General features: G+C 62.5%; 19 protein-coding genes. 4 read left to right on the top strand and 15 right to left on the bottom strand.

The genetic code is table 11. From position 1 onward, the window contains the following. Window positions 1-31: 31 nt before the first annotated feature. The 8 genes from sufA to MAFF_RS01155 form a co-directional block, all read right to left on the bottom strand. Complete coding sequence (gene sufA / locus MAFF_RS01190; protein ID WP_013895897.1) at window positions 32-412, bottom strand: Fe-S cluster assembly scaffold SufA; 381 nt, start codon at window positions 410-412, stop codon at window positions 32-34. A gap of 102 nt (window positions 413-514) precedes the next feature. Continuing rightward, entirely contained in the window at window positions 515-907 is a 393-nt protein-coding gene (locus tag MAFF_RS01185; RefSeq protein ID WP_044550339.1) for an SUF system Fe-S cluster assembly protein, read from the bottom strand. A gap of 8 nt (window positions 908-915) precedes the next feature. Beyond that, on the bottom strand, window positions 916-2,157 hold the full coding sequence (locus MAFF_RS01180; RefSeq protein WP_010909068.1) for a cysteine desulfurase: 1,242 nt from the start codon (window positions 2,155-2,157) through the stop codon (window positions 916-918). Window positions 2,158-2,268: 111 nt separating this feature from the next. Further along, on the bottom strand, window positions 2,269-3,537 hold the full coding sequence (sufD, locus tag MAFF_RS01175) for a Fe-S cluster assembly protein SufD (protein WP_080512014.1): 1,269 nt from the start codon (window positions 3,535-3,537) through the stop codon (window positions 2,269-2,271). 25 nt (window positions 3,538-3,562) lie between these two features. Next, window positions 3,563-4,318: a Fe-S cluster assembly ATPase SufC gene (gene sufC / locus MAFF_RS01170; RefSeq protein WP_010909066.1), complete on the bottom strand. Its 756-nt coding sequence runs from the start codon at window positions 4,316-4,318 to the stop codon at window positions 3,563-3,565. A gap of 101 nt (window positions 4,319-4,419) precedes the next feature. Next, a complete protein-coding gene (locus MAFF_RS01165) occupies window positions 4,420-5,040 on the bottom strand; it encodes a hypothetical protein (RefSeq protein ID WP_010909065.1) in 621 nt (206 codons plus the stop codon). Continuing rightward, window positions 5,037-6,554 carry a Fe-S cluster assembly protein SufB gene (sufB, locus tag MAFF_RS01160; protein WP_010909064.1) on the bottom strand — a complete coding sequence of 506 codons (1,518 nt, stop codon included), beginning with the start codon at window positions 6,552-6,554 and terminating at the stop codon, window positions 5,037-5,039. The genes MAFF_RS01165 and sufB overlap by 4 nt, the downstream gene beginning before the upstream one ends. Before the next feature lie 188 nt (window positions 6,555-6,742). After that, window positions 6,743-7,906: a cysteine desulfurase family protein gene (locus MAFF_RS01155; RefSeq protein ID WP_010909063.1), complete on the bottom strand. Its 1,164-nt coding sequence runs from the start codon at window positions 7,904-7,906 to the stop codon at window positions 6,743-6,745. A 238-nt stretch (window positions 7,907-8,144) separates the two neighbouring features. Here MAFF_RS01155 and MAFF_RS01150 point away from each other — a divergent pair, with 238 nt between their 5' ends. Both MAFF_RS01150 and MAFF_RS01145 read left to right on the top strand, forming a co-directional pair. Next, a complete protein-coding gene (locus MAFF_RS01150) occupies window positions 8,145-8,819 on the top strand; it encodes an alpha/beta hydrolase (protein WP_027046762.1) in 675 nt (224 codons plus the stop codon). A gap of 21 nt (window positions 8,820-8,840) precedes the next feature. Continuing rightward, a complete protein-coding gene (locus MAFF_RS01145; protein WP_010909061.1) occupies window positions 8,841-9,491 on the top strand; it encodes an FMN-binding negative transcriptional regulator in 651 nt (216 codons plus the stop codon). Between the two features lie 12 nt (window positions 9,492-9,503). Here the strand turns inward: MAFF_RS01145 and MAFF_RS01140 are convergent, their stop codons facing one another. The 4 genes from MAFF_RS01140 to MAFF_RS01125 all read right to left on the bottom strand — a co-directional run bounded on the left by MAFF_RS01140 (window position 9,504) and on the right by MAFF_RS01125 (window position 13,114). Then, window positions 9,504-10,109: a phosphatase PAP2 family protein gene (locus MAFF_RS01140; RefSeq protein WP_244420697.1), complete on the bottom strand. Its 606-nt coding sequence runs from the start codon at window positions 10,107-10,109 to the stop codon at window positions 9,504-9,506. 255 nt (window positions 10,110-10,364) lie between these two features. Continuing rightward, window positions 10,365-12,014 (bottom strand): ArnT family glycosyltransferase, encoded by a 1,650-nt coding sequence (locus MAFF_RS01135; RefSeq protein WP_010909059.1) that lies wholly within the window; start codon window positions 12,012-12,014, stop codon window positions 10,365-10,367. Window positions 12,015-12,054: 40 nt separating this feature from the next. Next, window positions 12,055-12,387: a lipid-A-disaccharide synthase N-terminal domain-containing protein gene (locus MAFF_RS01130; protein WP_010909058.1), complete on the bottom strand. Its 333-nt coding sequence runs from the start codon at window positions 12,385-12,387 to the stop codon at window positions 12,055-12,057. Beyond that, entirely contained in the window at window positions 12,380-13,114 is a 735-nt protein-coding gene (locus tag MAFF_RS01125; RefSeq protein WP_044547401.1) for a glycosyltransferase family 2 protein, read from the bottom strand. The genes MAFF_RS01130 and MAFF_RS01125 overlap by 8 nt, the downstream gene beginning before the upstream one ends. Window positions 13,115-13,413: 299 nt before the next feature. On the opposite strand from MAFF_RS01125, the gene tyrS reads away from it, so the two are divergent. Then, a complete protein-coding gene (gene tyrS, locus MAFF_RS01120; protein ID WP_010909056.1) occupies window positions 13,414-14,667 on the top strand; it encodes a tyrosine--tRNA ligase in 1,254 nt (417 codons plus the stop codon). Window positions 14,668-14,673: 6 nt separating this feature from the next. On the opposite strand, the gene MAFF_RS01115 is transcribed toward tyrS, so the two are convergent. After that, the gene (locus MAFF_RS01115) at window positions 14,674-18,054 is read right to left on the bottom strand and encodes a DUF3971 domain-containing protein (RefSeq protein ID WP_010909055.1); all 3,381 of its coding nucleotides are present in this window, start codon (window positions 18,052-18,054) and stop codon (window positions 14,674-14,676) included. A gap of 95 nt (window positions 18,055-18,149) precedes the next feature. On the opposite strand from MAFF_RS01115, the gene MAFF_RS01110 reads away from it, so the two are divergent. After that, window positions 18,150-18,617, top strand: coding sequence for a peroxiredoxin (locus MAFF_RS01110; RefSeq protein WP_010909054.1), 468 nt, complete (start codon window positions 18,150-18,152; stop codon window positions 18,615-18,617). A gap of 29 nt (window positions 18,618-18,646) precedes the next feature. Here MAFF_RS01110 and MAFF_RS01105 read toward each other — a convergent pair whose 3' ends face one another. Further along, on the bottom strand, window positions 18,647-19,789 hold the full coding sequence (locus tag MAFF_RS01105) for a GNAT family N-acetyltransferase (RefSeq protein WP_044547397.1): 1,143 nt from the start codon (window positions 19,787-19,789) through the stop codon (window positions 18,647-18,649). Continuing rightward, window positions 19,786-20,784 (bottom strand): sterol desaturase family protein, encoded by a 999-nt coding sequence (locus MAFF_RS01100; RefSeq protein WP_044547396.1) that lies wholly within the window; start codon window positions 20,782-20,784, stop codon window positions 19,786-19,788. The genes MAFF_RS01105 and MAFF_RS01100 overlap by 4 nt, the downstream gene beginning before the upstream one ends. Window positions 20,785-20,869 lie beyond the last annotated feature (85 nt).

Here is a 20,869-nt window from a genome sequence, read left to right as displayed (position 1 = left end):
GTCGCCCCGTTCACGGGGCGAAGGGAGAGCCTCAGGCCGAGGCGCGTGCTTCAGCGAGCGCCTTGAGGTCGGCCGGCTTCAGTTCGACGGACTCGCCGCAGCCGCAGGCCGAACTCTGGTTCGGGTTGTGGAAGGTGAAGCCGGTGCGCAGGGTGGTCTGTTCGAAATCCATCTCGGTGCCGAACAGGAAAAGCGCGGCTTCAGGCGCCACATAAACGTGCGCGCCATCGCGCTCGATATGGTCATCCTTGGTGTTGGGTTCGGTCACCAGATCGACCGTGTATTCCATGCCGGCGCAGCCGCCCTTCTTGATGCCGAGGCGAATGCCATGCGCATTTTCGCGGGTGGCGACGATCTCGCGCACCCGGTCGGCGGCCTTTTCGGTCATCGTGATGACGGCAAAGCGTCCCATTCTCTTTCCTTCTCCATTCCATGCAGGTTCAAGGCCTGCCGAATGATTCCTCACCTAAAATGGTGAAGTTTTACCCCTGGCGCAAGTGCACCAGGCTCGACGCTAGTACCAGCCTACCGCCACCTGAGCCTCTTCGGACATGCGGTCGGGCGACCAGGGCGGGTCGAAGGTCATGTTGACCTCGACGCCGGACACGCCTTCGACGGCGCCGACAGCGTTTTCCACCCAGCCCGGCATTTCGCCGGCGACGGGGCAACCCGGCGCAGTCAGGGTCATGTCGATCTTGACAGAGCGGTCGTCCTCGATGTCGATCTTGTAGACGAGGCCGAGCTCGTAGATATCGGCCGGAATTTCCGGGTCGTAGACCGTCTTCAGCGCCGAGACGATGTCGTCGGTCAGCCGCGCCAGTTCGTCAGCGGGAATGGCCGAGGCCGATACGATGCCATTTGCAGCCGTTTCCGGCGCGGTCTCTGCGGTTGCGCTCACATCGTCCATGGTCGTCATCACCCAAAGAACTTTCGCGCTTTTTCAAGCGCCTCGGCCAAAGCGTCGACTTCGGCCCTGGTATTATACATGCCGAACGATGCCCTGCATGTGGAGGTTACACCAAAGCGTTTCAACAGCGGCTGGGCACAATGGGTGCCGGCCCGCACTGCCACGCCCTGCCTGTCTATCACCATCGACACGTCATGGGCATGAATGCCTTGCAGTTCAAAGGAAATGATGGCGCCCTTGCCGGGCGCATCGCCGAAGATGCGCAGCGAGTTGATCGCGCGCAGCCGTTCATGCGCGTAGGTCTTGAGGTCTTCCTCGTGCGCCGCGATGCGCTCGCGGCCGATCTTTTCCATGTAATCGAGAGCGGCACCCAGCCCGATCGCCTGGACGATCGGCGGCGTGCCGGCCTCGAAGCGATGCGGCGGCTCATTGTAGGTGACGATGTCTTCCGTCACCTCCTCGATCATCTCGCCGCCGCCCATGAAGGGGCGCATGCCCGCAAGAATATCCTTCTTGCCGTAGAGCACGCCGATGCCCGAGGGACCGTACACCTTGTGGCCGGTAAAGACGAAGAAGTCGCAGTCGAGATCCTGCACGTCGATCGGCATATGCACGGCGCTCTGGCTGCCGTCGACCAGCACGGGAATGCCGCGCGCATGTGCGATGCGCACGATTTCCTTGATCGGCGTCACCGTGCCCAGCGCATTCGACATCTGCGTGATGGCGACCAGCTTGGTGCGGTTGGTCAGCCGCTTCTCGAACTCCTCGATGTGGAAGACGCCGAGATCGTCAACGGGCACCCAGACCAGTTTGGCGCCCTGCCGCTCGCGGATGAAATGCCAGGGAACGATGTTGGAGTGGTGCTCCATGATCGACAGCACGATCTCGTCGCCCTCGCCGATATTGGGCATGCCATAGCCATAGGCCACGGTGTTGATCGCCGAGGTCGTGTTCGAGGTGAAGACGATGTTGTCGGTGCTTGGTGCATTGAGGAAACGGCGCACCGTCTCGCGCGCCTTTTCATAGGCGTCGGTCGCTGCGTTGGACAGGAAATGCAGGCCGCGATGGACGTTGGCGTATTCCTGGGAATAGGCATGCTGGATCGTGTCCAGCACCACCTGCGGCTTCTGCGCCGACGCCCCATTGTCGAGATAGACCAACGGCTTGCCATAGACTTCGCGCGACAGGATCGGGAAGTCGCGGCGGATCGCCTCGACGTCGTAGGGGGTGGTTTCGACTTTCTGGTCCATCGTCTGTCTTTCGATACCCGGCCGCGTCAGCCGGCCCTTCGCTATGGCTCCGGGCGTTCGTCGCTCAAAAAGCCAAATCGTTGGCTTTTTGTCGGCTACGCCGACCGCTCCTCACCCATGCGTCACAAACCATTCGTCGAGTCTCGCTTCCAGCGCCTCGACGATCGTCTCGTCGTCCAGTTCCTCGATCACCTCGGCCACGAAGGCCTTGACCAGCAGACCACGGGCCGACTTCTCGTCGACACCGCGCGCCATCAGGTAGAACAGATGGTCGTGGTCGATCTCGGTCACCGTCGCGCCGTGGCCGCAGACAACGTCGTCGGCGAAGATTTCGAGCTCCGGCTTGGTCGAGAACTCGCCATCGTCCGACAACAGCAGCGTGTTGCAGGCCATCTTGGCGTTGGTCTTCTGCGCATATTGGTGGACGTTGATACGACCCTGGAAGACGCCGCGCGCCTTGCCCGTCACCACGTTGCGGATGACCTCGGTCGAGGTCGTGTGCGGCACGGCGTGGTCGAGCACCATCGTCACGTCGCTATGGGTATCGCCGGCCAGAAGGTTGATGCCGCGCAGCTTGAAATCGGCGCCTTCGCCAGTCGTCTTGACCATGACCTCCTGGCGCACAAGCTTGCCGCCGGCGTTCATCACGAACAGCGTCAGCTTCGCGTTCTTGCCGATATGGGCCTTGAACTGCGCCAGATGCGTCGCCGTGTCCGGCTGCTCCTGGACGATCAGCCACGTCACCTCGGCGTCCTCGCCAAGCACCAGCTGGCTGACCGAACTGACCAGCGCGGCGCCATCACCCGCCTGACGCTCGACGATGACGGCCTTGGCGCCGGCGCCGACGCGAACGGCCAAGCGCACATGGGTCTGGCCGCCGGCCTGCACATTCTGCAGTTCGATCGGCTTTTCGAGTTCCGTGCCGTCGGCGATGTCGACAAAATAACCATCGGCAACGAAGGCGGTGTTCAGCGCGCCGATCGCATCGTCGCTGCCATAGGAATCGAGGCCCGGCGCGATGCTGCCATCAATCAGCTTTTCCGACAGGCTTTGCACGGTGACACCGTCAAGCGCCGGCACCTTGGCGTCGGACTTGCCGTTCAGGACCGGGAGAACGGCGGAGCCTTCGACGATCGGCGCGATGGCCTTGGCCATGGCGGCGGGGTCGAAGTCCGGCACCACGCTCAACAGCCGGCGCAGGTCCGTGTAATGCCAGGATTCGACGCGCCGGGTCGGCAGGCCGTGCTTGATCGCCTCGATCGCGTCGTCGCGCTTCAGCATCACCGCGCCGTCACCCGGCAGCAGCGACAGCCGGTCGCCGAACGCGTCGATCAACGCTGTTTCAGCCGGTGTCCGCTGCGGTTGTGTGTGCATATTCATCAGTTTGACCTTGCCTTCTGGCATCTCACGCGGCTTCGCCGATCACGCCGGCATAGCCATTGGCCTCGAGGTCAAGCGCCAGCGACTTGTCGCCGGACTTGATGACCTGGCCTCTGTAGAGCACGTGCACGCTATCGGGCACGATGTGCTCGAGCAGCCGCTGGTAATGGGTGATGACCAGGAAGGCCCGGTCCGGCGCGCGCAGCGCGTTGACGCCGTCGGAAACGATCTTCAGCGCATCGATGTCGAGGCCGGAATCGGTCTCGTCGAGCACGCAGAGTTTCGGCTCCAGCAGCTTCATCTGCAGGATCTCGGCGCGCTTCTTCTCACCGCCGGAGAAGCCGACATTGAGCGGCCGCTTCAGCATCGCCATGTCCATGTTGAGCGAGGCTGCGGCTTCCTTCACCCGCTTCAAGAATTCCGGGATCTTCAACGGCTCTTCGCCGCGCGCCTTGCGCTGCTCGTTCATGGCCACTTTCAGGAATTCCATGGTCGCCACGCCCGGTATCTCCATCGGATACTGGAAGGCTAGGAAGATTCCTGACGTGGCGCGCTCGGCCGGATCCATTTCGAGGATCGACTGGCCGTTGTAGAGGATGTCGCCTTCGGTGACCTCATAATCCTCGCGGCCGGCCAGGATATAGGACAGCGTCGACTTGCCCGAGCCATTCGGCCCCATGATCGCGGCGACCTCGCCGGCTTTCACCGTAAGGTTCAGGCCACGGATGATTTCGGTGCCGTCATCGACGATGCGGGCGTGCAGGTTTCTGATTTCAAGCATTTTTCTTTTCTCTGAAATAGTCGTCGTAAGTGACGGTGTAGTCGGTGTGCCGGCGCTGCAGAGCCCACAGCCGCCGACAGCGGGCGGCAAACCAGATGTCGTTAACGGGAAGCTGCGGTGCCATCGCCATCAACCTGCTTGGTGTCCTTGAGAATGACCTTTGCGTAGAAATAAACGCTGTCTTCGTCTCCGTTAGCCAGGAATTTCATGACCTTGCTCATGGGAAAAACCACGCCATCCGCCCATCGAATGAAATAAGCGTTTCCGATGTCCTTCTCATTTCCGAACAGCTGCTTCTCATCTTCCGAAAGCGACCCGAAACCTTCCCATCTGGCATCTTGCTTCAGGTGTCTGCGCAAGACCTCACCGACATAGGAACCCAGGCTCAGGGTGACAAATTGCAGCTGCTTGTCTCCGGCAGCCATAAGATCTTTTCCGTCTGTTCCGTCCGGCAACTCGTCATGGAGCTTCTGTAAGGCCGCATCGATCTGCTTCAAGCTCTCGACGGAATAGTCGAGCTTCGAACCATCGAGCCCAAGGCCTGATACGAATCCGGAATTCTCGAGAAACTCCTTGGACATTGAAAGCAGAAGGCCGTCAGCGCTCCCCGCCTCTTTCTCTTCAACCGCATAAGCAGACGCTGTTGGCAAAACAGCCGAGGCCACGCCGAGGAGACCAGCAAACAGTCCAGAAACTATGTTTCGGAACGGCATCACCATCACCCAACGGAACCCTCAAGGCTGATCCCGATCAGTTTCTGCGCCTCGACGGCGAACTCCATCGGCAGTTGCTGGATGACGTCCTTGACGAAGCCGTTGACGATCAGCGCGATGGCTTCCTCTTCAGGGATGCCGCGCTGCATGACGTAGAACTTCTGGTCCTCGGAAATCTTCGACGTCGTCGCTTCGTGCTCGAACTGCGCCGTCGAATTCTTGGCTTCCATGTAGGGCACGGTGTGCGCGCCGCACTGGTCGCCGATCAGCAGACTGTCGCAGTTGGTGAAATTGCGCGCGTTGGTCGCCTTGCGGTGCGCCGAGACCTGGCCGCGATAGGTATTCTGCGAGAAGCCGGCGGCGATGCCCTTGGAGATGATGCGGCTCGACGTGTTCTTGCCGAGATGGATCATCTTGGTGCCGCTATCGACCTGCTGGTAGCCGTTGGAAACGGCGATCGAATAGAACTCACCGGAAGAGTCGTCGCCACGCAGGATGCAGCTCGGATATTTCCAGGTGATCGCCGAACCGGTTTCGACCTGCGTCCACGAGATCTTCGAGCGGTCGCCACGGCAATCGCCGCGCTTGGTGACGAAATTGTAGATGCCGCCCTTGCCCTCGGCGTCGCCGGGGTACCAGTTCTGTACGGTCGAATATTTGATCTCGGCATCGTCGAGCGCCACCAGTTCGACGACCGCGGCGTGCAGCTGGTTCTCGTCACGCTGCGGTGCGGTACAGCCCTCGAGATAGGAGACGTAAGCCCCCTCCTCGGCAATGATCAGCGTGCGCTCGAACTGGCCGGTGTTCTTCTCGTTCATGCGGAAATAGGTTGACAGCTCCATCGGGCAGCGCACGCCCTTGGGCACGAAGACGAACGAGCCGTCGGTGAAGACAGCCGAATTCAGCGTGGCGTAGAAATTGTCGGAGGTCGGCACGACCGAGCCGAGATATTTCTGCACCAGTTCCGGATGCTCGCGAATAGCTTCCGAGATCGAGCAGAAAATGACGCCGGCCTGGGCCAGCTCCTTCTTGAAGGTGGTGACGACGGAGACGGAATCGAACACCGCGTCGACGGCGACACGGCCCGATTTGTAGACGTTGTCGCTGGGCTCCTCGAGTTCGGAGGCATCGGTCTTCTGCACGCCGGCCAGGATTTCCTGCTCGCGCAGCGGAATGCCCAGCTTCTCATAGACCTTCAAGAGTTCGGGATCGACATCGCTGAGCGACGACGGGCCAGGCGTGCTCTTTGGCGCAGCGTAATAGTAGATGTCCTGGAAATCGATCTTCGGATAATGAACGCGCGCCCAGGTCGGCTCTTCCAGCGTCAGCCAGCGCCGATAGGCTTCCAGACGCCATTCCAGCATCCAGGACGGTTCGTCCTTCTTGGCCGAAATGAAACGAATGATGTCTTCGCTCAGGCCCTTGGGGGCCTTGGCGACAGCAATCTCGGTCTGGAATCCATATTTGTATTGGTCGACGTCGATCTTTCGGACCCGATCGATCGTGTCCTGCACAGCAGGCATATGCGTTCTCCATCCACGCCGGGGTCAAGGCCCGACAGTTTTCAAACTATGGCACCGCGAACGGCAGCCCCTGGAGGCGCCGGAAGCGGCGTAAGTTCCATATAGTGCGTTTCGACCGGAAATTCACCCGGCCACTTGCAAACGCACGGCTCTACCAGGCTGCGAAGCCTGAATTCCTTTTCACCGCGTCACGCGGCCTGTTCCCTGCCCGCCCGGCGCTGGGCAATTCCCGCCAGCGCGGTGCGGAACAATTCAATGTCCTCGGCGCCCGTCGCCGAGCCGATCGACACACGCAAGGCGCCAAGACTGTCGCCATAGCCCATGGCTTTCAGCACGTGGCTCGGCCCGACCTTGCCCGACGAACAGGCGGAGCCGGCCGACAGCGCCACACCGGCGAGATCGAAGGCGATCTGCGCGGTTTCGGCCTTGATGCCCGCAATAGCGAAGAATGTCGTGTTGGCAAGCCTTGGCGCACCGGTTCCAAAGATTTCCGCGTCCGGCACCAGCATTTTCACGATGGCTTCGATCTCGTCGCGGCGCTGGCGCACCGCATCAATCGCGAGCAGTCCGGCCAGCGCTTCGCGCGCGGCGGCACCAAAGCCTGATATGGCGGCGAGGTTTTCGGTGCCACCGCGATGGCCCTTTTCCTGGCCGCCGCCATTGATAAGCGGCTTCGGCATCATCAGATCGGCGGCGGCGACGATGGCGCCGACGCCCTTGGGACCGCCGATCTTGTGCGAAGACTGAATCAAATAATCGGCGTAACCCGCTGACATGTCGATGGAAACGCGGCCTGCGGCCTGAACGGCATCGACGACAAGAATGCCGCCAGCGGCCTTGACGATTTCGGCGATGCGATCGATCGGCTGGATGACGCCGGTCTCGTTGTTGGCGGCGTGGATCGCGACCAGCGGTAGGCCATCGGCCTTGTCGTGATCGCCAAGTGCCGCGGCCAAGGCGGCAAGGTCGGCAATGCCGTTGGCATCGACGCCGATGCGCGTCACTTGGGCCGCCGGAAAGCGCCCGCCATTCAACAGGCAGGGATGATCGGCCTCGCAGACGTAGAGCCGGCTCATGCGCACGCTGCCGCGCCCCATCTGCCATTCGGGGGAGAGCAACGTCGAGGCAGCTTCCGTCGCGCCAGAGGTGAAAACGACATGTTCGGGCCTGGCGCTGACCAGAGCCGCGACCTCGCGCCTTGCCGTCTCGATCAGGCGGCGCGCGGCGCGGCCCTCGGCATGGACCGATGACGGGTTGGCGGCCACGTCAAGCGCCACGACCATAGCCTCGCGCGCCGCTGGGAGCAGCGGCGCACTGGCATTATAGTCGAGATAGGCGCGTTTTGCGGCCATTTTCGTCCAGTTGATCCCGTCAGAAGCCATTCGGTCGTCGTATGGCGTTATTTCCTTGAAATTCCAAGGCGAGCCGTCCTATTTACGCGGCTTGCGGCGCGGGTGGCCGGGCTCGACGTCTGGCCATTCAGTTTTGAATAGTTCTAAACTAGCTTCTAAGAAGACGCTCGCCCTGCGTCAAGGCCAGAGGAAGACTCGTTCCGGGCGCCGCGCATTCGTATACCAAGTGGAGTATTTCATGCCTGAGGTCATTTTCACCGGTCCGGCCGGCCGCCTGGAGGGACGCTACCAGCCCTCCAAGGAAAAGAGCGCGCCGATCGCCATCGTCTTGCACCCGCATCCGCAGTTCGGCGGCACGATGAACAACAAGATCGTCTACGACCTCTTCTATATGTTCCAGAAGCGCGATTTCACCACGCTGCGCTTCAATTTCCGCGGCATCGGCCGCAGCCAGGGCGAATTCGACCACGGCACCGGCGAATTGTCGGATGCAGCCGCCGCACTCGACTGGGTCCAGTCGCTGCACCCGGATTCCAAGAGCTGCTGGGTCGCCGGCTATTCCTTCGGCTCGTGGATCGGCATGCAGCTTTTGATGCGCCGGCCGGAGATCGAGGGCTTCATCTCGATCGCGCCGCAGCCCAACACCTATGACTTCTCGTTCCTGGCGCCCTGCCCGTCATCGGGCCTGATTATCCATGGCGATGCCGACAAGGTGGCGCCGCCGAAGGATGTCCAAGGCCTGGTCGACAAGCTGCATACGCAGAAGGGCATCACCATCACGCAGAAGACCCTGCCCGGCGCCAACCACTTCTTCGCCAACCACGCCGATCTTTTGATCGAGGAATGCGCGGACTATCTCGATCGCCGGCTGGCGGGCGAATTGTCCGATCCGCGGCCCAAGCGGCTGAGATAAGCAGGAAAGGCGCAATCGCCGATGTACGAGCCTCCCCATTTCCAGGAAACGCGGCCCGACGTGCTGCATGGACTGATCAGGGCACATCCGCTCGGCATGCTGATCTCGAACGGGCCTGACGGCCCGGTCGCCAATGCCATTCCCTTCCTGCTCGACGCCGAAGGGTTGTCGAACGGCAGACTGCGGGCTCACCTGGCCAAGGCCAACCCGCACTGGCGCCTCATTGCCGACAATCCGGCGTCGCCCGTGCTGATCGTCTTCCAGGGCGCCGACGCGTATGTGACGCCTTCCTGGTATGAGACCAAGCGCGAGACCGGCAAGGTGGTGCCGACCTGGAACTACGCCATCGTGCAGGTGCGCGGCACCGCAAAGGTGATCGACGACCAGGAGTGGCTGGCACAGCAGATCGCCGATCTGACCGGCTCCCAGGAAGGCGCGCGCCAGGCGCCCTGGGCAGTGACCGATGCGCCGCCGCCCTTCATCCAGTCGCAGATCAAGGGCATCATCGGGCTTGAGATCGAGATCAGCGAGATCCACGGCAAGTGGAAGGTCAGCCAGAACCGCCCCGTCGCAGATCGCGCCGGCGTGGCACAGGGGCTGGAAAGCGAAGTCGCCGACGCATCCGACATGGCTCGCCTGGTAAGGTCCTACGGCGGCCTGGACAGCAATTAATCCGGCAACGACTTATTTTTGCGGGGCAATCAACCGGAACGATGCTTTGCGGACCGGCAACCCCGACGGCGTCGCACGGAAGATGAAGCCGAGCCGGGCAAAGACCAGCCCGCAAGCCAGCGCGAAGGCGCAGCCAAGGCCGAAGCCGGCCACCGTATCGCTCGGATAGTGCGCGCCGACGAAAACCCTGGTCGAGGCGAGACAGGCGGTGACCACCAAGGCGATGTGCCAACGCCGCGGAAACAAAAGCAGGAGAACGCCGAACACCGCCCCCATCGTCGTGGCATGGCCGGATGGAAAGCCGGCGAAGCGCGCGTCAAAGGCGAAGGGATGCAGGGCGAGCACACCAAAATCCTGGAAGTAGAGCGGGCGGGCCCGGCCGATCGCATATTTCAGCACATTGACCAGCAGACCCGACAGGCCAACGGCGCTCAGCACCAGAAAAGCCAGGCAAGTCCAGTTGTAGACGAGCATCAGCGATCGCCGTGAAAGGCCGCGCCAATCGGTCAGATTGGCCGCGACGAGCAAAAGCGCCGACGGGATCAGGTACCAGCCACCGAGAGCGAACTGGGTCAGGAACTCGGCCAGCCCGGCTCCCGACCATTGGCCATGGACCATCCCTGCCGGTGTATCCAGGCGAACGAATGCCACCGCCGTCAGCAACAGCCAAACCAGGCCCCATACCGGCCATGCAATGTTCGGGTAACGCGCGGGACGAGCGGCAAAGCGCCCTCTCACGATCCGCATGGTGTCGTGAAAATTGCTCAGGGATCGGCGCCCCACCCCAAGGAGCCGACTGGAAACGGAAGGGCGCGATTTTACGAGCATTGGGAATTCGACCCCATTGTCGCCGTTATGGGCATCGACGAGCCGTCATGGGGCCACACGATAGAGGCCGAGCGACAATTTGTCTCCCGACGAATAGTTGAGGCCGTCGATCTCCGCGACCCGTTTCACCGATTTCCCTTGCACCGACAGCATGCCATTCAGTTTCTGCTCGTCCTCGATCGGCGCCAGCCCCAGGGCGCAGGCCGGATCGGTAAGCAGATGCTGCGCCACGCCGCCGACATCAGTCAGCACCGTCTTGGTGCCGACCAGGAACACCAGGCTCGGCTCCTGAAACCGTGCCGAGGCCAGCACCGTCGTGTCGCAAGGCTTGTTGGCAAGCACCGCCTGCTTGATCGCCGGGCTCAGCCAGATCGGCTTGAGCGATGGGGCGATCACGCCGAACAGCAAGGCATAAGTGATGCCGGCACAGGCGGCGGTGGCTCCGATGCGGGGCAACGGCACCTGCAACTGCCGCGAAAAAGCGAAATAGCCAGTGCCCAATGCGGCGGCGGCGGCCGGAATGCTCCACCAGGAGAAGCTGTGGGTGAGATAGATCGGCGCTCCAATGGAGACCGCCGCAAGGCCGAGGCTGACCACGACCAGGCCGAAGGCGGTCGACCACCACAGCCATTGCTGCCAGCGCTTGAGCGATGCGTTGGCGTCCTCGGGCTGCAATGTCAGCAGCCAGCCGATCAGCAGCGCCATCCCGGGATAGGCCGGCAGCACATAATGCGGCAGCTTGGTCGGGATCAGCTCGAAAACCAGCCAGAAAGGGATGTACCAGGCAAGGCAGAAGCGAAGCCTGACATCGTCGCGCATACGGTTGAGGGCCTGGAGGCCGGCGCCGACCGCGATCAGCCCGAACGGCCACATGAACAGTGAATAGGTCAGCATGTAAAAGCCGGGTGGCAGACCATGCGATTCCTCGCCCGACGCGACCTTGCCGAGCATGTCCTTGCCGACGGCTTGCTGCAGGAAGGCGCCATGGCTTTTCCAGGTGATCGCCGCAAGCCAGGGCAGCGTGATCACCACGACCAGCAACAGGCCGCGTCCAACCCTGAGCTTTGACAGCCAGCGCCCGTCACGTTCGAAGGCGAACAGCGCGGCGATGGTCAGCGCCGACAGCAGCGGTGCAATCGGCCCCTTTATGAGGATCGCCGCGCCTTGCGCGATCCAGAAAATCCACCAGAGATGGCCGGCGACCGGTTCGTTGCGGCGTGATGCGAGGTAGATCAGCGCCAGCGCACCTTGCGCCGCCACGCAACAGGCCAGCAGCATCGCATCGGTCTTGGCGTCGCGACCCTCGAAGGCCGTGGCGAAGATCGCCGCCATCACCAGGCCGGCGGCGATACCGGCATTGGCGCCGAAAAGATTGGTTCCCGTCCACGCGATCGCCAGCACCGCAATGGCAATGCCGAGCGCCGAGATCGTGCGATAGACCCAGATCGGCGCCTCGGCGCCCTTGCCGCTCAGCGTCACCGCCGCCGATTGCAGCCAGTAGATGCCGATCGGCTTCTGGTAGCGCGAGGCCTCCTGGAAGCGGATGTCGACATAGTCGCCGCTCTCGGCCATCTGCTTGGTCGCCTGGACGAAGCGCGATTCGTCGCGGTCGATCGGCGGCAGCGATGCCAGCCCCGAAAGCGTCATCACCAGGCTGAACAGGAAGAGAAGAATGTAGTTCCTGTTCAACGCCATGCTTTAGCCTCTGTGACCAGTTTCTCGGAAGTGACGGTGCTCAATCGACCTTGGTCATCGCCGCCTTGCGCTCATTGGCGATCAGCCAGAGATTTCTGATGTAGATGAACATGCCCATGGCCTGGCCGGCGATGAACACCGGATCCTGGCGCTGGATGGCATAGATCAGCAGCAGGCCGCCGCCGAACAGCGAGAAGAACCAGAAGGCGACCGGCACGACGCTGCGCTTGGCCTTTTCCGAGGCGAGCCATTGCACGACAAAGCGCATGGTGAAGAAGAACTGCGCAACGAAGCCGAGCAGGATCCACGCATCGAATTGCTTGATGAAGACCTGGTGAAGCCAGGTCCCCAGTTCCTGAAGCACGTTAAACACGCTTGATTTCCTCTACTTTTGGCATTCTGCGGCGCCGGCGGCGCAGCCACCAGACACCGCCAAGGTCGAGCGCGCCCTGCAGGCCGCGGTCGAAAATGCCGTAGTTTGACTTGCCGTGGCGGCGCGAGCGGTCGACGACATCGCAATGCACGACGCGATAGCCTTCCTGGATGACCAGGGCCGGGACGAAGCGGTGCGTGCCGTCGAAGAAGGGCAGTTTGCGCAGGATCTCGGTGTGGACAGCCTTCAAGCCGCAGCCTGTATCGCGGGTCTCATCATGCAGGATGGCGTTTCTCAGCCAGTTGGCGAAGCGCGACGCCAGCTGCTTGACCTTGCTGTCGCGGCGCTTGAGGCGCTGCCCCTGGGCGGCGCCGAAATCAGGCCCGGCCTGCCGCAAGGCATCGACCAGCACCGGAATGTATTGCGGATCGTTCTGGCCGTCGCCATCGATCGTGGCGACGATGCCGCCGCGAGCCGCCCAGGCGCCCGACCTCACCGAAAGGCTCTGGCCGGCGGATTTCTGGTGCCGCAGTTCCCGCACCGGAAAAGAGCGAAGTGCCGCCTGTTCGGTAAGCACGGCAGCCGTCTCGTCGGTCGAGCCGTCATTGACGATGATCAGTTCGAAGTGGCGCCCGGCCATCGCCGCCTCGATCTCGTCGATCAAGAGCGGCAGGTTTGCCGCCTCGTTCCTGCAAGGAATGACAATGGATATCAATGCGTCCGGCATGTCGCGTCGGGGCTCTGTCGTCGAATGTGGCATTGATGGATGCCGTGCGGTGCCGCTCGAGGTCGTGGGCTGCAAGAACCTTTGGCGCGGCGCCTCATTACGCCAGCCGAAACGATGAAGCAAGCATTCGTGCCGGACGGCAGGTTACACCGTTTCAACAACGGGTGATCGTCAGGACATCTACGCATGGCAATCCACCGCAAAACCGGATTCCACTTTTGCTGATCGCGCTTGGATGCTAAACGCGCGCCTTCATATAGGCCGCATCAGACCGGCTGGACGCTTTCAGGAAACAAAATATGCCTGCCTTCAAATCCGATTTCCTGCGCACGATGAGCGAGCGCGGCTTCATCCACCAGATTTCGGATGAGACCGGCCTCGACCAGCTTTTCGCCAAGGAAACGGTCACCGCCTATGTCGGCTACGACGCCACCGCCACCAGCCTGCATATCGGCAATCTGATCTCGGCGACCATGCTTTACTGGCTGCAGGAAACCGGGCACCGGCCGATCGCGCTGATGGGCGGCGGCACGTCGATGATCGGCGACCCGTCCTTCCGCGACGACCAGCGCAGCCTTTTGACGCCCGAGGCGATCGCCACCAACATCGAAGGCATCAAGCGCATTTTCGGCCGCATCCTGCGCTTCGGCGACGGCCCGAACGACGCCATCATGGTCAACAATGCCGACTGGCTGATGAAGCTCAACTATGTCGAGTTCCTGCGCGATGTCGGCCGGCATTTTTCCGTCAACCGCATGCTGACCTTCGACAGCGTCAAGCTCAGGCTCGACCGCGAGCAGTCGCTGTCGTTCCTCGAATTCAACTACATGATCCTGCAGGGCTACGATTTCGTCGAGCTCGCCCGGCGCCAGAACTGCCGCCTGCAGATGGGCGGGTCGGACCAGTGGGGCAATATCATCAACGGCGTCGATCTCGGCCATCGCATGGGCACGCCGCAGCTTTACGCGCTGACCACGCCGCTGCTCACGACGTCGTCGGGCGCCAAGATGGGCAAGTCGGCGAAGGGTGCGGTGTGGCTCAACGGCGACCTCTTCTCGCCCTATGATTTCTGGCAGTACTGGCGCAACACCGAGGACGCCGATGTCGAGCGCTTCCTGAAGATATTCACCCGCCTGCCGCTGCCCGAAATCGCGCGCCTGGCCGCACTCGGCGGCTCCGAAATCAACGAGGCCAAGAAGATCCTGGCCACGGAGACGACGGCGATCGTCCATGGCCGCGAAGCGGCAAACCAGGCCGAGGAAACCGCGCGCAAGACCTTCGAGGAAGGGGCGCTCGCCGACACATTGCCGACCGTCGGGGCCGACAAGGCAGCGCTCGAAGCCGGCATCGGCATCCTGTCGCTGCTGGTCACGGCGGGGCTGGCATCGTCCAATGGCGAGGCACGGCGGCACATACAGGGCGGCGCGGTTCGCATCAACGACCAGTCGGTCAGCGACGACCGCCGCATGGTCACGCTTCAGGATCTGAGTCCGGAAAACGTCGTCAAGCTTTCACTCGGCAAGAAAAAGCACGTTCTGGTGCGGCCGGCCTGAGGCCGTTCATCGATATTCGAAGATCGACCTGAAGATGCCCGGTGCGATCACCGACAGCGGATTGATATCCAGCACCGGCTTGTTGGCATTGCCCCTGAGCCGGTAGGTGACGCCGATCAGGCCGCGGTCCCGGCCGTTGCCAAGCAGCGCGCCGACGATGGGCAGTTCGCCGAAGATGCGGTTGAGGCCGTAGACCGGCATGAAGGTGCCGGTCATGTCCATATTGTTGTTCTGGTCATAGAGGATGCCCTGGAACGTCGTGCCGATGCGCGGGCCGCGCAGCACGCCATTGGCCAGCTTCAGATAGCCGCTGCCTTTCTCGATCTCGGCATAACCGCGTTCGAACTTGACCCGCGACGTGTCGAGATTGCCCTTGACCGCCTGGTTGAGGCTGCGGTTGTCGCCGGCCGGCGTGGTCGAGACCATGGAGGCGAGCTTCGGTTCGTTGACGATGAAGAAGTTGCTGGTATCGACCTTGCCCTTCATCGGCCCGTCGCCGGCCCCGGTCAGCGCCAGCATGATCGAGCCGCCTTCCATGTGCTCGTAGACGTTCAGGAACCTCAATATCGCGCCGGCGTCCGCTGACTTCACGTTGAGCGAGCGCCGGCCGTCGCCGGTGGTGTTGCTGATGGTGATGGCCGCGCCCGAACTTGCCGTGGCGCTGACCTTCAGCCCGTTCACCCTTGAGCCGGCCGCGCTGTAATCGAGCTTCAAATTGGACAGTTGCTCGTCATGGAAGCCGGTGAGCTGCTCGACGTCGGCGCTGACGGAAATGTTGTCTGTTCCGGTCGTCTTGGTCGCGGTGTCCACATCGGACGTGAACTGCTTGATGAGCGAACGGGCGTCGAGCGCGTTGCCATTGATGTCGACCGCATAGCCCTTGCCCGACCGCTTCACCGAAATGGCGACATCGTCACCCCGGTTCAAGGTGACCTTGCTGAACTTGGCCGACGACAGGCCGCCGTTGACCAGCACGATGCTGCCGTCGATCGAGAATGTTTTGCCGTCGAGGTTGAAATCGGACAGTGTCGTGGTGTCGCCAGCCTTGGTCATGACGAAGGTGACACTGGCGGGAACCCCTGCCCCCTTGCTCCAGCCGGCCCACGGAATGTCCAGCCTGGCATTGGTCAGGTCGGCCGAGACGTTCTGGTTGCCATCGCCGCTCTTGTCGATTGCGACCTTCACCGTTCCGCCAAGCAGCGGCGTCAGGCCGGGCATGGCCGCGGCACGGACCTTGTCGTCGAGCACCAGGGCCACCTTGCGGCTGCGCGCCGGCCCGTCATCCGCCAGCGGCTCGATAAGGTCGAGTTCGGCCGGAATGCCATTGAGCGATGCCTTGGCGGAGATCACCGCCTTTTCGGGGTCGACGGTGATCGAACCGTCGGCATCCGTCACGGTCTGCCCCTCGAACGGCTTGGCCAGCGACAGGCCCGAATAGTCGAGCGACACCAGCCAATCGAGCTTCGAGGTATCGACGCCGGACTGCAGCGGAATGTCGGCCCGGACATGGCCGGTGACGTTGCCGGACAGGTCCTCCGGCAGGAAGCCGACATGGCGCATGGCGTTGATCGGCTCGTAGGAGGCGAGTTCGGCCACAGCCGGCGCCTCGCCCTCCACATCGATGTCGAGGGCGCCGATGACCGGTGGGCGGTTCGCCGCCTTGACCGCCAGCGTACCGTTGCTGGCCGCCACGGTGCGGCCACTGGGCATGTAGACGGTGCCCGAGGAGAGCGAAATGTCGACGTCATTGCCGTGGAAGGCGACCACGCCGACGGCGTCGCGTATCGGCGGGATGCGGCCGGCCGTGTCAAAGCGCGAGCCTTCGATCTGGAAGCGGCCGAACACCTCCTCGGCCGAAAGCGGCACGCCGTTGCCGAGGCGATCCGGCACGACCTGGAACTGGAGGTTGGCATCGACGACGCGGCCGCCGAAGAGATTGTCCAGCACCCAGAGCCGGGCATTGCGCGCCGAAAACCACGGCCACAACTGCTTGACGTGCGAGACCGGCATGTCATGGACGTTGAGCGCGAGATTGACCCCGGGGGCCTTGCCTTCAACGAACGCCACGGCCGCGGTGCCGAGTACCTCGCCGGAAGCGGCGGACCGAACCGCGATCTGCTCGGCCACCAATTTATGGCTCTTGGTCTGATAGACGCCGGCAATGCGGGCGAGGAAGGTCAGTGCGGGCTCGGGCGATTCCGACGGCGCCAGGGTCGAACCGTCGCTGGTCAGGTCATAGCGATAAGAGGGTTCCTCGCCCGCCGCCCCTGTCGCCGGCTTTGGCCCTATCGAGCCGCCGAAATTGAAAGAGGACCGGCCGGTCTTCAGCAGCAGCCTGTCGACCTGGATCTTGTTGCTGCCATGGACAAGCGTCGCGTCGACATCGACATCGGCGGGCAGCAAGCCGCGCGTGCCAAGATCGAGCACGGATCCGGCGGACGATAGGGCGGCTGTCAGCCGTGATTCATTGGCGCCGGATCCTTCCGCTCCTGTCAGCTTCAACGCGACCGCGCCTAGCTTCCCAGCGCCGGCAGCGGTGTCGTCGGCAGCCGCCAGGTCGACGCTCGCAGTCAGCGCCGTCACCCGATGCGCCGCGATATCGCGGGTGGCGGAGGCGGCAACCGTGACCTTTCTGCCGTCGATATCCGCCTCCGAGGAAAACTCCACAGCGCCCGGCCCCGACTGAACGACGGTGGCGTCGGCGATCTTGACCAGCTTGATCGCTCCCGTTTCAGGCAGCACGAATTCGACATTGCTGAGATCGATCCGGCGCATCGAATCTTCCCGCACGGCGTCGAGCGCGCGATGGATGTTGCCGAACAGCGCGTCGGACAGTCTCTCCGGATCGACGAGGCCGTCCTCGTTGCGCAATTGCGCTGTCCAGTCGTCGCCGGACGGCATCGCCGCCACAACGATGTGAGCATCCGAGATCCTGGCGCTGGTCAGCCGCACCTCTCCCCAAAGCAGCGGGATCAGGCGCATGCCGAAGCGGACGCGGCCGGCATCCGCCATCGGTTTGTCGTCCGATGTCTTCAGGCTGACGTCGCTGACCTGAAGCGCGACGAAGCTCGAACTGTCGAGCGTGATGCGCGCCGGCCCGACCGCCACATTAACATCGACCCCGGCGAGTTTCTCGATGGCGGTCTCCGCTTCCGCCCGAAGCCGCTCGGAGCCGACCCCGGATGCTCCGACCAGATAGACAACGATCGCGGCCAGCAACACGAACGCGACCATGCCGGCGAACACGCGCGAAAGGATGCGGAAGCCGCGGCCGATCGACGCCTGGCCGAGTGGTGGAACGCGGCACGCGGACGGCAAAGCCCCCAGGTCGGTGATCTCGTCACGCCTGAACCGGATCTTCTCGTGCTGCGGTTGCTCCTGATCCACGCAATCTTCCGTTGTACAAACTCGCTCGTGGACGAATCCCCGGTCGACACTATATCGGTGTGGCGCCGCGCGTAACCTCAAACAAGGGCATCGATATGGCTGACCTCGACGTGGGCGATCTTGCGCCGCAATTCGATCTGCCGCAGGACGGCGGCGGCTCGTTCAGCCTGGCCGCATCGGCCGGCAAACCCGTGGTGCTCTACTTCTATCCGCAGGACGACACAACAAGCTGCACGCAGGAAGCGATCAGCTTTTCGCAGCTGAAACCGGAATTCGAGAAGGCAGGCGCTGTCGTGATCGGTCTGTCACCCGACAACGTCAAGAAGCACGACAAGTTCAAATCGAAATACAATCTCACCGTCGACCTCGCCGCCGACGAGGAGCGCAAGGTGATCGAGGCCTACCATCTGTGGGTCGAGAAATCGATGTATGGCCGCAAATATATGGGCGTCGAGCGCGCGACGTTCCTGATCGACCGTGACGGGCGCATCGCCAGGATTTGGCGCAAGGTCCGGGTCAAGGGCCATGCCGAGGACGTGCTGGAAGCCGTTCGCGCGCTTTGAGCGTGGGCTAGGGCCCATACGAGCCGTCCTTACTCGTCGGGCGTTTGCGCGTTCGGCTGCCGCTGTGCCCGCGAGGATTTCGTGACATGGACGGCACGATCGGCAAGCGCGGCGAGATGGCCGCGCAGACCGCGCGCGCCGATCATCGACGACAGCCTGACTGATTGCGTGGCGAAGCGCCGCTTGAAATCCTCGCCGCCGCAGAGAAAATCGACTTTGGCGAGGCCACGGTCGAGCGACCACTGGATATAGTCCATCATCAGCACCATGCCCGGCGAGGCGCGCTCATATTCGGGATCATAGGTGGTGACGAAAGCCATCATCGTGCCGTGCTGCTCGAAATTGATCGAGACGGCGATGATCGTGTCGTCGAGTTCCAACACGAAGATGCGCAACAGCCCGAGTTCGGCCAGCACCGAAACCAGCGCGGCGAGAACCGGCGAGCCCTTGTCGAACAGGTCCGAGACGCGGCCATGCCGGGCAAGCCAGAGGCGCTTCAGCACCGCGACCCGTGCGAGCACCGGCTCGCGCGGGTCGTCCGCACCCAGCAGGCGGAAACGCACCGCACCGCCTTCCTCCATGAATTTGCGGCCGCGACGGTAGTTCTGCCGGGCCTTCTTGGACAGCGTCTCGAACCATTCCGCCCCACTTTGCCAGGGACCGACGACACGATAGCTGATTTCACTGCGGTGGTTGGGCCGAAGCGCCCTGGCATGGCGCGAGGCCGGATCCAGCAGGGCCCGGACCCCGGCATCCGGCAGCAGGCGGTTGAGATAGGCCAGGTCGAAGCCGCCCTGATCAAAAACATGCTGCCAGAGACGGGAGATCACCTGCGGATCGCTATCGGGCGCAACCAGCGCGTCGCCATAGTCGCTGTGATCCTTCGCCGCCCATTCGAGCATGCGGATGCCGGAGCGCCTGAAAGTGGCGAGCGCGATCACGCCATCGAGCCGATCGCCATTCCAAGCAAGCCCGATCCTGAGCGTGCGCCGCTCCTGATGCGGGGTGGTGCGCCACCAGGCCGCGATCCAGTCCGGGTGCTGGAAGACAAGCCCGCCCGCTCGCTGCCAGAGCGCGGTCCAGGCCGGTGCGATCTCGGCCAGGCGCGCCGCAGATGTCACGACTTCGAAGGTGCGTGTCCGCGGAATCGCCAGCACGAAGGGAGCGTTCATGGCCGCGTCCCTTCTTCCGATGACTGTACGGTCCGTGACTTTGCAGGCCGGATGCGCCTGGCAATATGCCCCCACATCCGCTTCAGCGGCATCACATAAAGGCCCGCGAGGGACTGGTAGTCGCGGACATTGCGGTCGACCAGTCCGAACTTGAAGTCCTCGTCAGGTTTCGGCACGCACAATGTTCCGAAGAGTCGATCCCAGAACGAGAAGAGCAGGCCGAAATTCTTGTCATAGTGGCGCGGATCGGTGCTGTGATGCAGCTGGTGCCAATGCGGACACAGGATCACATTGTTGAGCGGGCCGAACGAAATCTTGAAATGCGTGTGCCTGACGAAATCCATCATCAGGATGTTGCGCATGACATAGACGTTGACGCCAAAGACGGTCAGTTCGACAAGGTTCAGCGAAATCAGCGACCAGATGCCGAAGCAGATGCCGACGATGAGGCCATCCCAGGCTCGATTCATCAGCTCGTCGAGCGGGTGAACCCGGTCCTTGGTGATCCCGACCATCACCTCGGCCGAGTGATGCACCTTGTGCAGTTCCCAAAGCAGGGGATAGCGATGCTGGGCGACGTGATAGAGATAATAGGAAATATCGTAGGCGAGCAGCATGGTGATGGTGAAGATCAGCACCGTCACTGGCCCCGCCGGTCCCTCGACCAGCGGTGGCTGGAACTGGAAGAGTGTCGAAAACAGCCAGTTGATTGCGTAGCCCACCGCCGAGACGAAGATTATTCCGGCCGGCAGCATCAGGAAAGGCATCAGGGCCTTTTTCGTGACCCAGAACATCAGGTCGGCCTTCGCCGAGGGATGGGTGATGACCTCGTGCGGGACGACGAACTCGAAGAACTCCTTCCAGCTCTTCGCCTCGACGGTGCGCCAATAGGCGACGAGCGCGCTGACAAAGGCAGTCAGCAGCAAAAGCCCGGTCGCCAGCAAACTGGTGCCCGATATCTTGTCGAGGATCTTGCCAACCAGATCGCCCAGCATTCCTGCCGCCATAGTACCTCCCAAACCCCGGTACCGCTTTTAATCGAAAACCGTCAATTAAACGCAATCGAAGACAGTTAATTAA

The sequence above is a fragment of the Mesorhizobium japonicum MAFF 303099 genome (assembly GCF_000009625.1).
GTDB lineage: Bacteria > Pseudomonadota > Alphaproteobacteria > Rhizobiales > Rhizobiaceae > Mesorhizobium > Mesorhizobium japonicum.
This window is presented reverse-complemented; position numbering and strand designations above follow the sequence as displayed.

Bases quoted from the DNA above. Each gene is read 5' to 3' on its own strand.
- sufA (WP_013895897.1), bottom strand. From the start codon at position 412: ATGGGACGCTTTGCCGTCATCACGATGACCGAAAAGGCCGCCGACCGG.
- MAFF_RS01185 (WP_044550339.1), bottom strand. From the start codon at position 907: ATGGACGATGTGAGCGCAACCGCAGAGACCGCGCCGGAAACGGCTGCA.
- MAFF_RS01180 (WP_010909068.1), bottom strand. From the start codon at position 2,157: ATGGACCAGAAAGTCGAAACCACCCCCTACGACGTCGAGGCGATCCGC.
- sufD (WP_080512014.1), bottom strand. From the start codon at position 3,537: ATGAATATGCACACACAACCGCAGCGGACACCGGCTGAAACAGCGTTG.
- sufC (WP_010909066.1), bottom strand. From the start codon at position 4,318: ATGCTTGAAATCAGAAACCTGCACGCCCGCATCGTCGATGACGGCACC.
- sufB (WP_010909064.1), bottom strand. From the start codon at position 6,554: ATGCCTGCTGTGCAGGACACGATCGATCGGGTCCGAAAGATCGACGTC.
- MAFF_RS01155 (WP_010909063.1), bottom strand. From the start codon at position 7,906: ATGGCCGCAAAACGCGCCTATCTCGACTATAATGCCAGTGCGCCGCTG.
- MAFF_RS01150 (WP_027046762.1), top strand. From the start codon at position 8,145: ATGCCTGAGGTCATTTTCACCGGTCCGGCCGGCCGCCTGGAGGGACGC.
- MAFF_RS01145 (WP_010909061.1), top strand. From the start codon at position 8,841: ATGTACGAGCCTCCCCATTTCCAGGAAACGCGGCCCGACGTGCTGCAT.
- MAFF_RS01140 (WP_244420697.1), bottom strand. From the start codon at position 10,109: ATGGTCCATGGCCAATGGTCGGGAGCCGGGCTGGCCGAGTTCCTGACC.
- MAFF_RS01135 (WP_010909059.1), bottom strand. From the start codon at position 12,014: ATGGCGTTGAACAGGAACTACATTCTTCTCTTCCTGTTCAGCCTGGTG.
- MAFF_RS01125 (WP_044547401.1), bottom strand. From the start codon at position 13,114: ATGCCGGACGCATTGATATCCATTGTCATTCCTTGCAGGAACGAGGCG.
- tyrS (WP_010909056.1), top strand. From the start codon at position 13,414: ATGCCTGCCTTCAAATCCGATTTCCTGCGCACGATGAGCGAGCGCGGC.
- MAFF_RS01110 (WP_010909054.1), top strand. From the start codon at position 18,150: ATGGCTGACCTCGACGTGGGCGATCTTGCGCCGCAATTCGATCTGCCG.
- MAFF_RS01105 (WP_044547397.1), bottom strand. From the start codon at position 19,789: ATGAACGCTCCCTTCGTGCTGGCGATTCCGCGGACACGCACCTTCGAA.
- MAFF_RS01100 (WP_044547396.1), bottom strand. From the start codon at position 20,784: ATGCTGGGCGATCTGGTTGGCAAGATCCTCGACAAGATATCGGGCACC.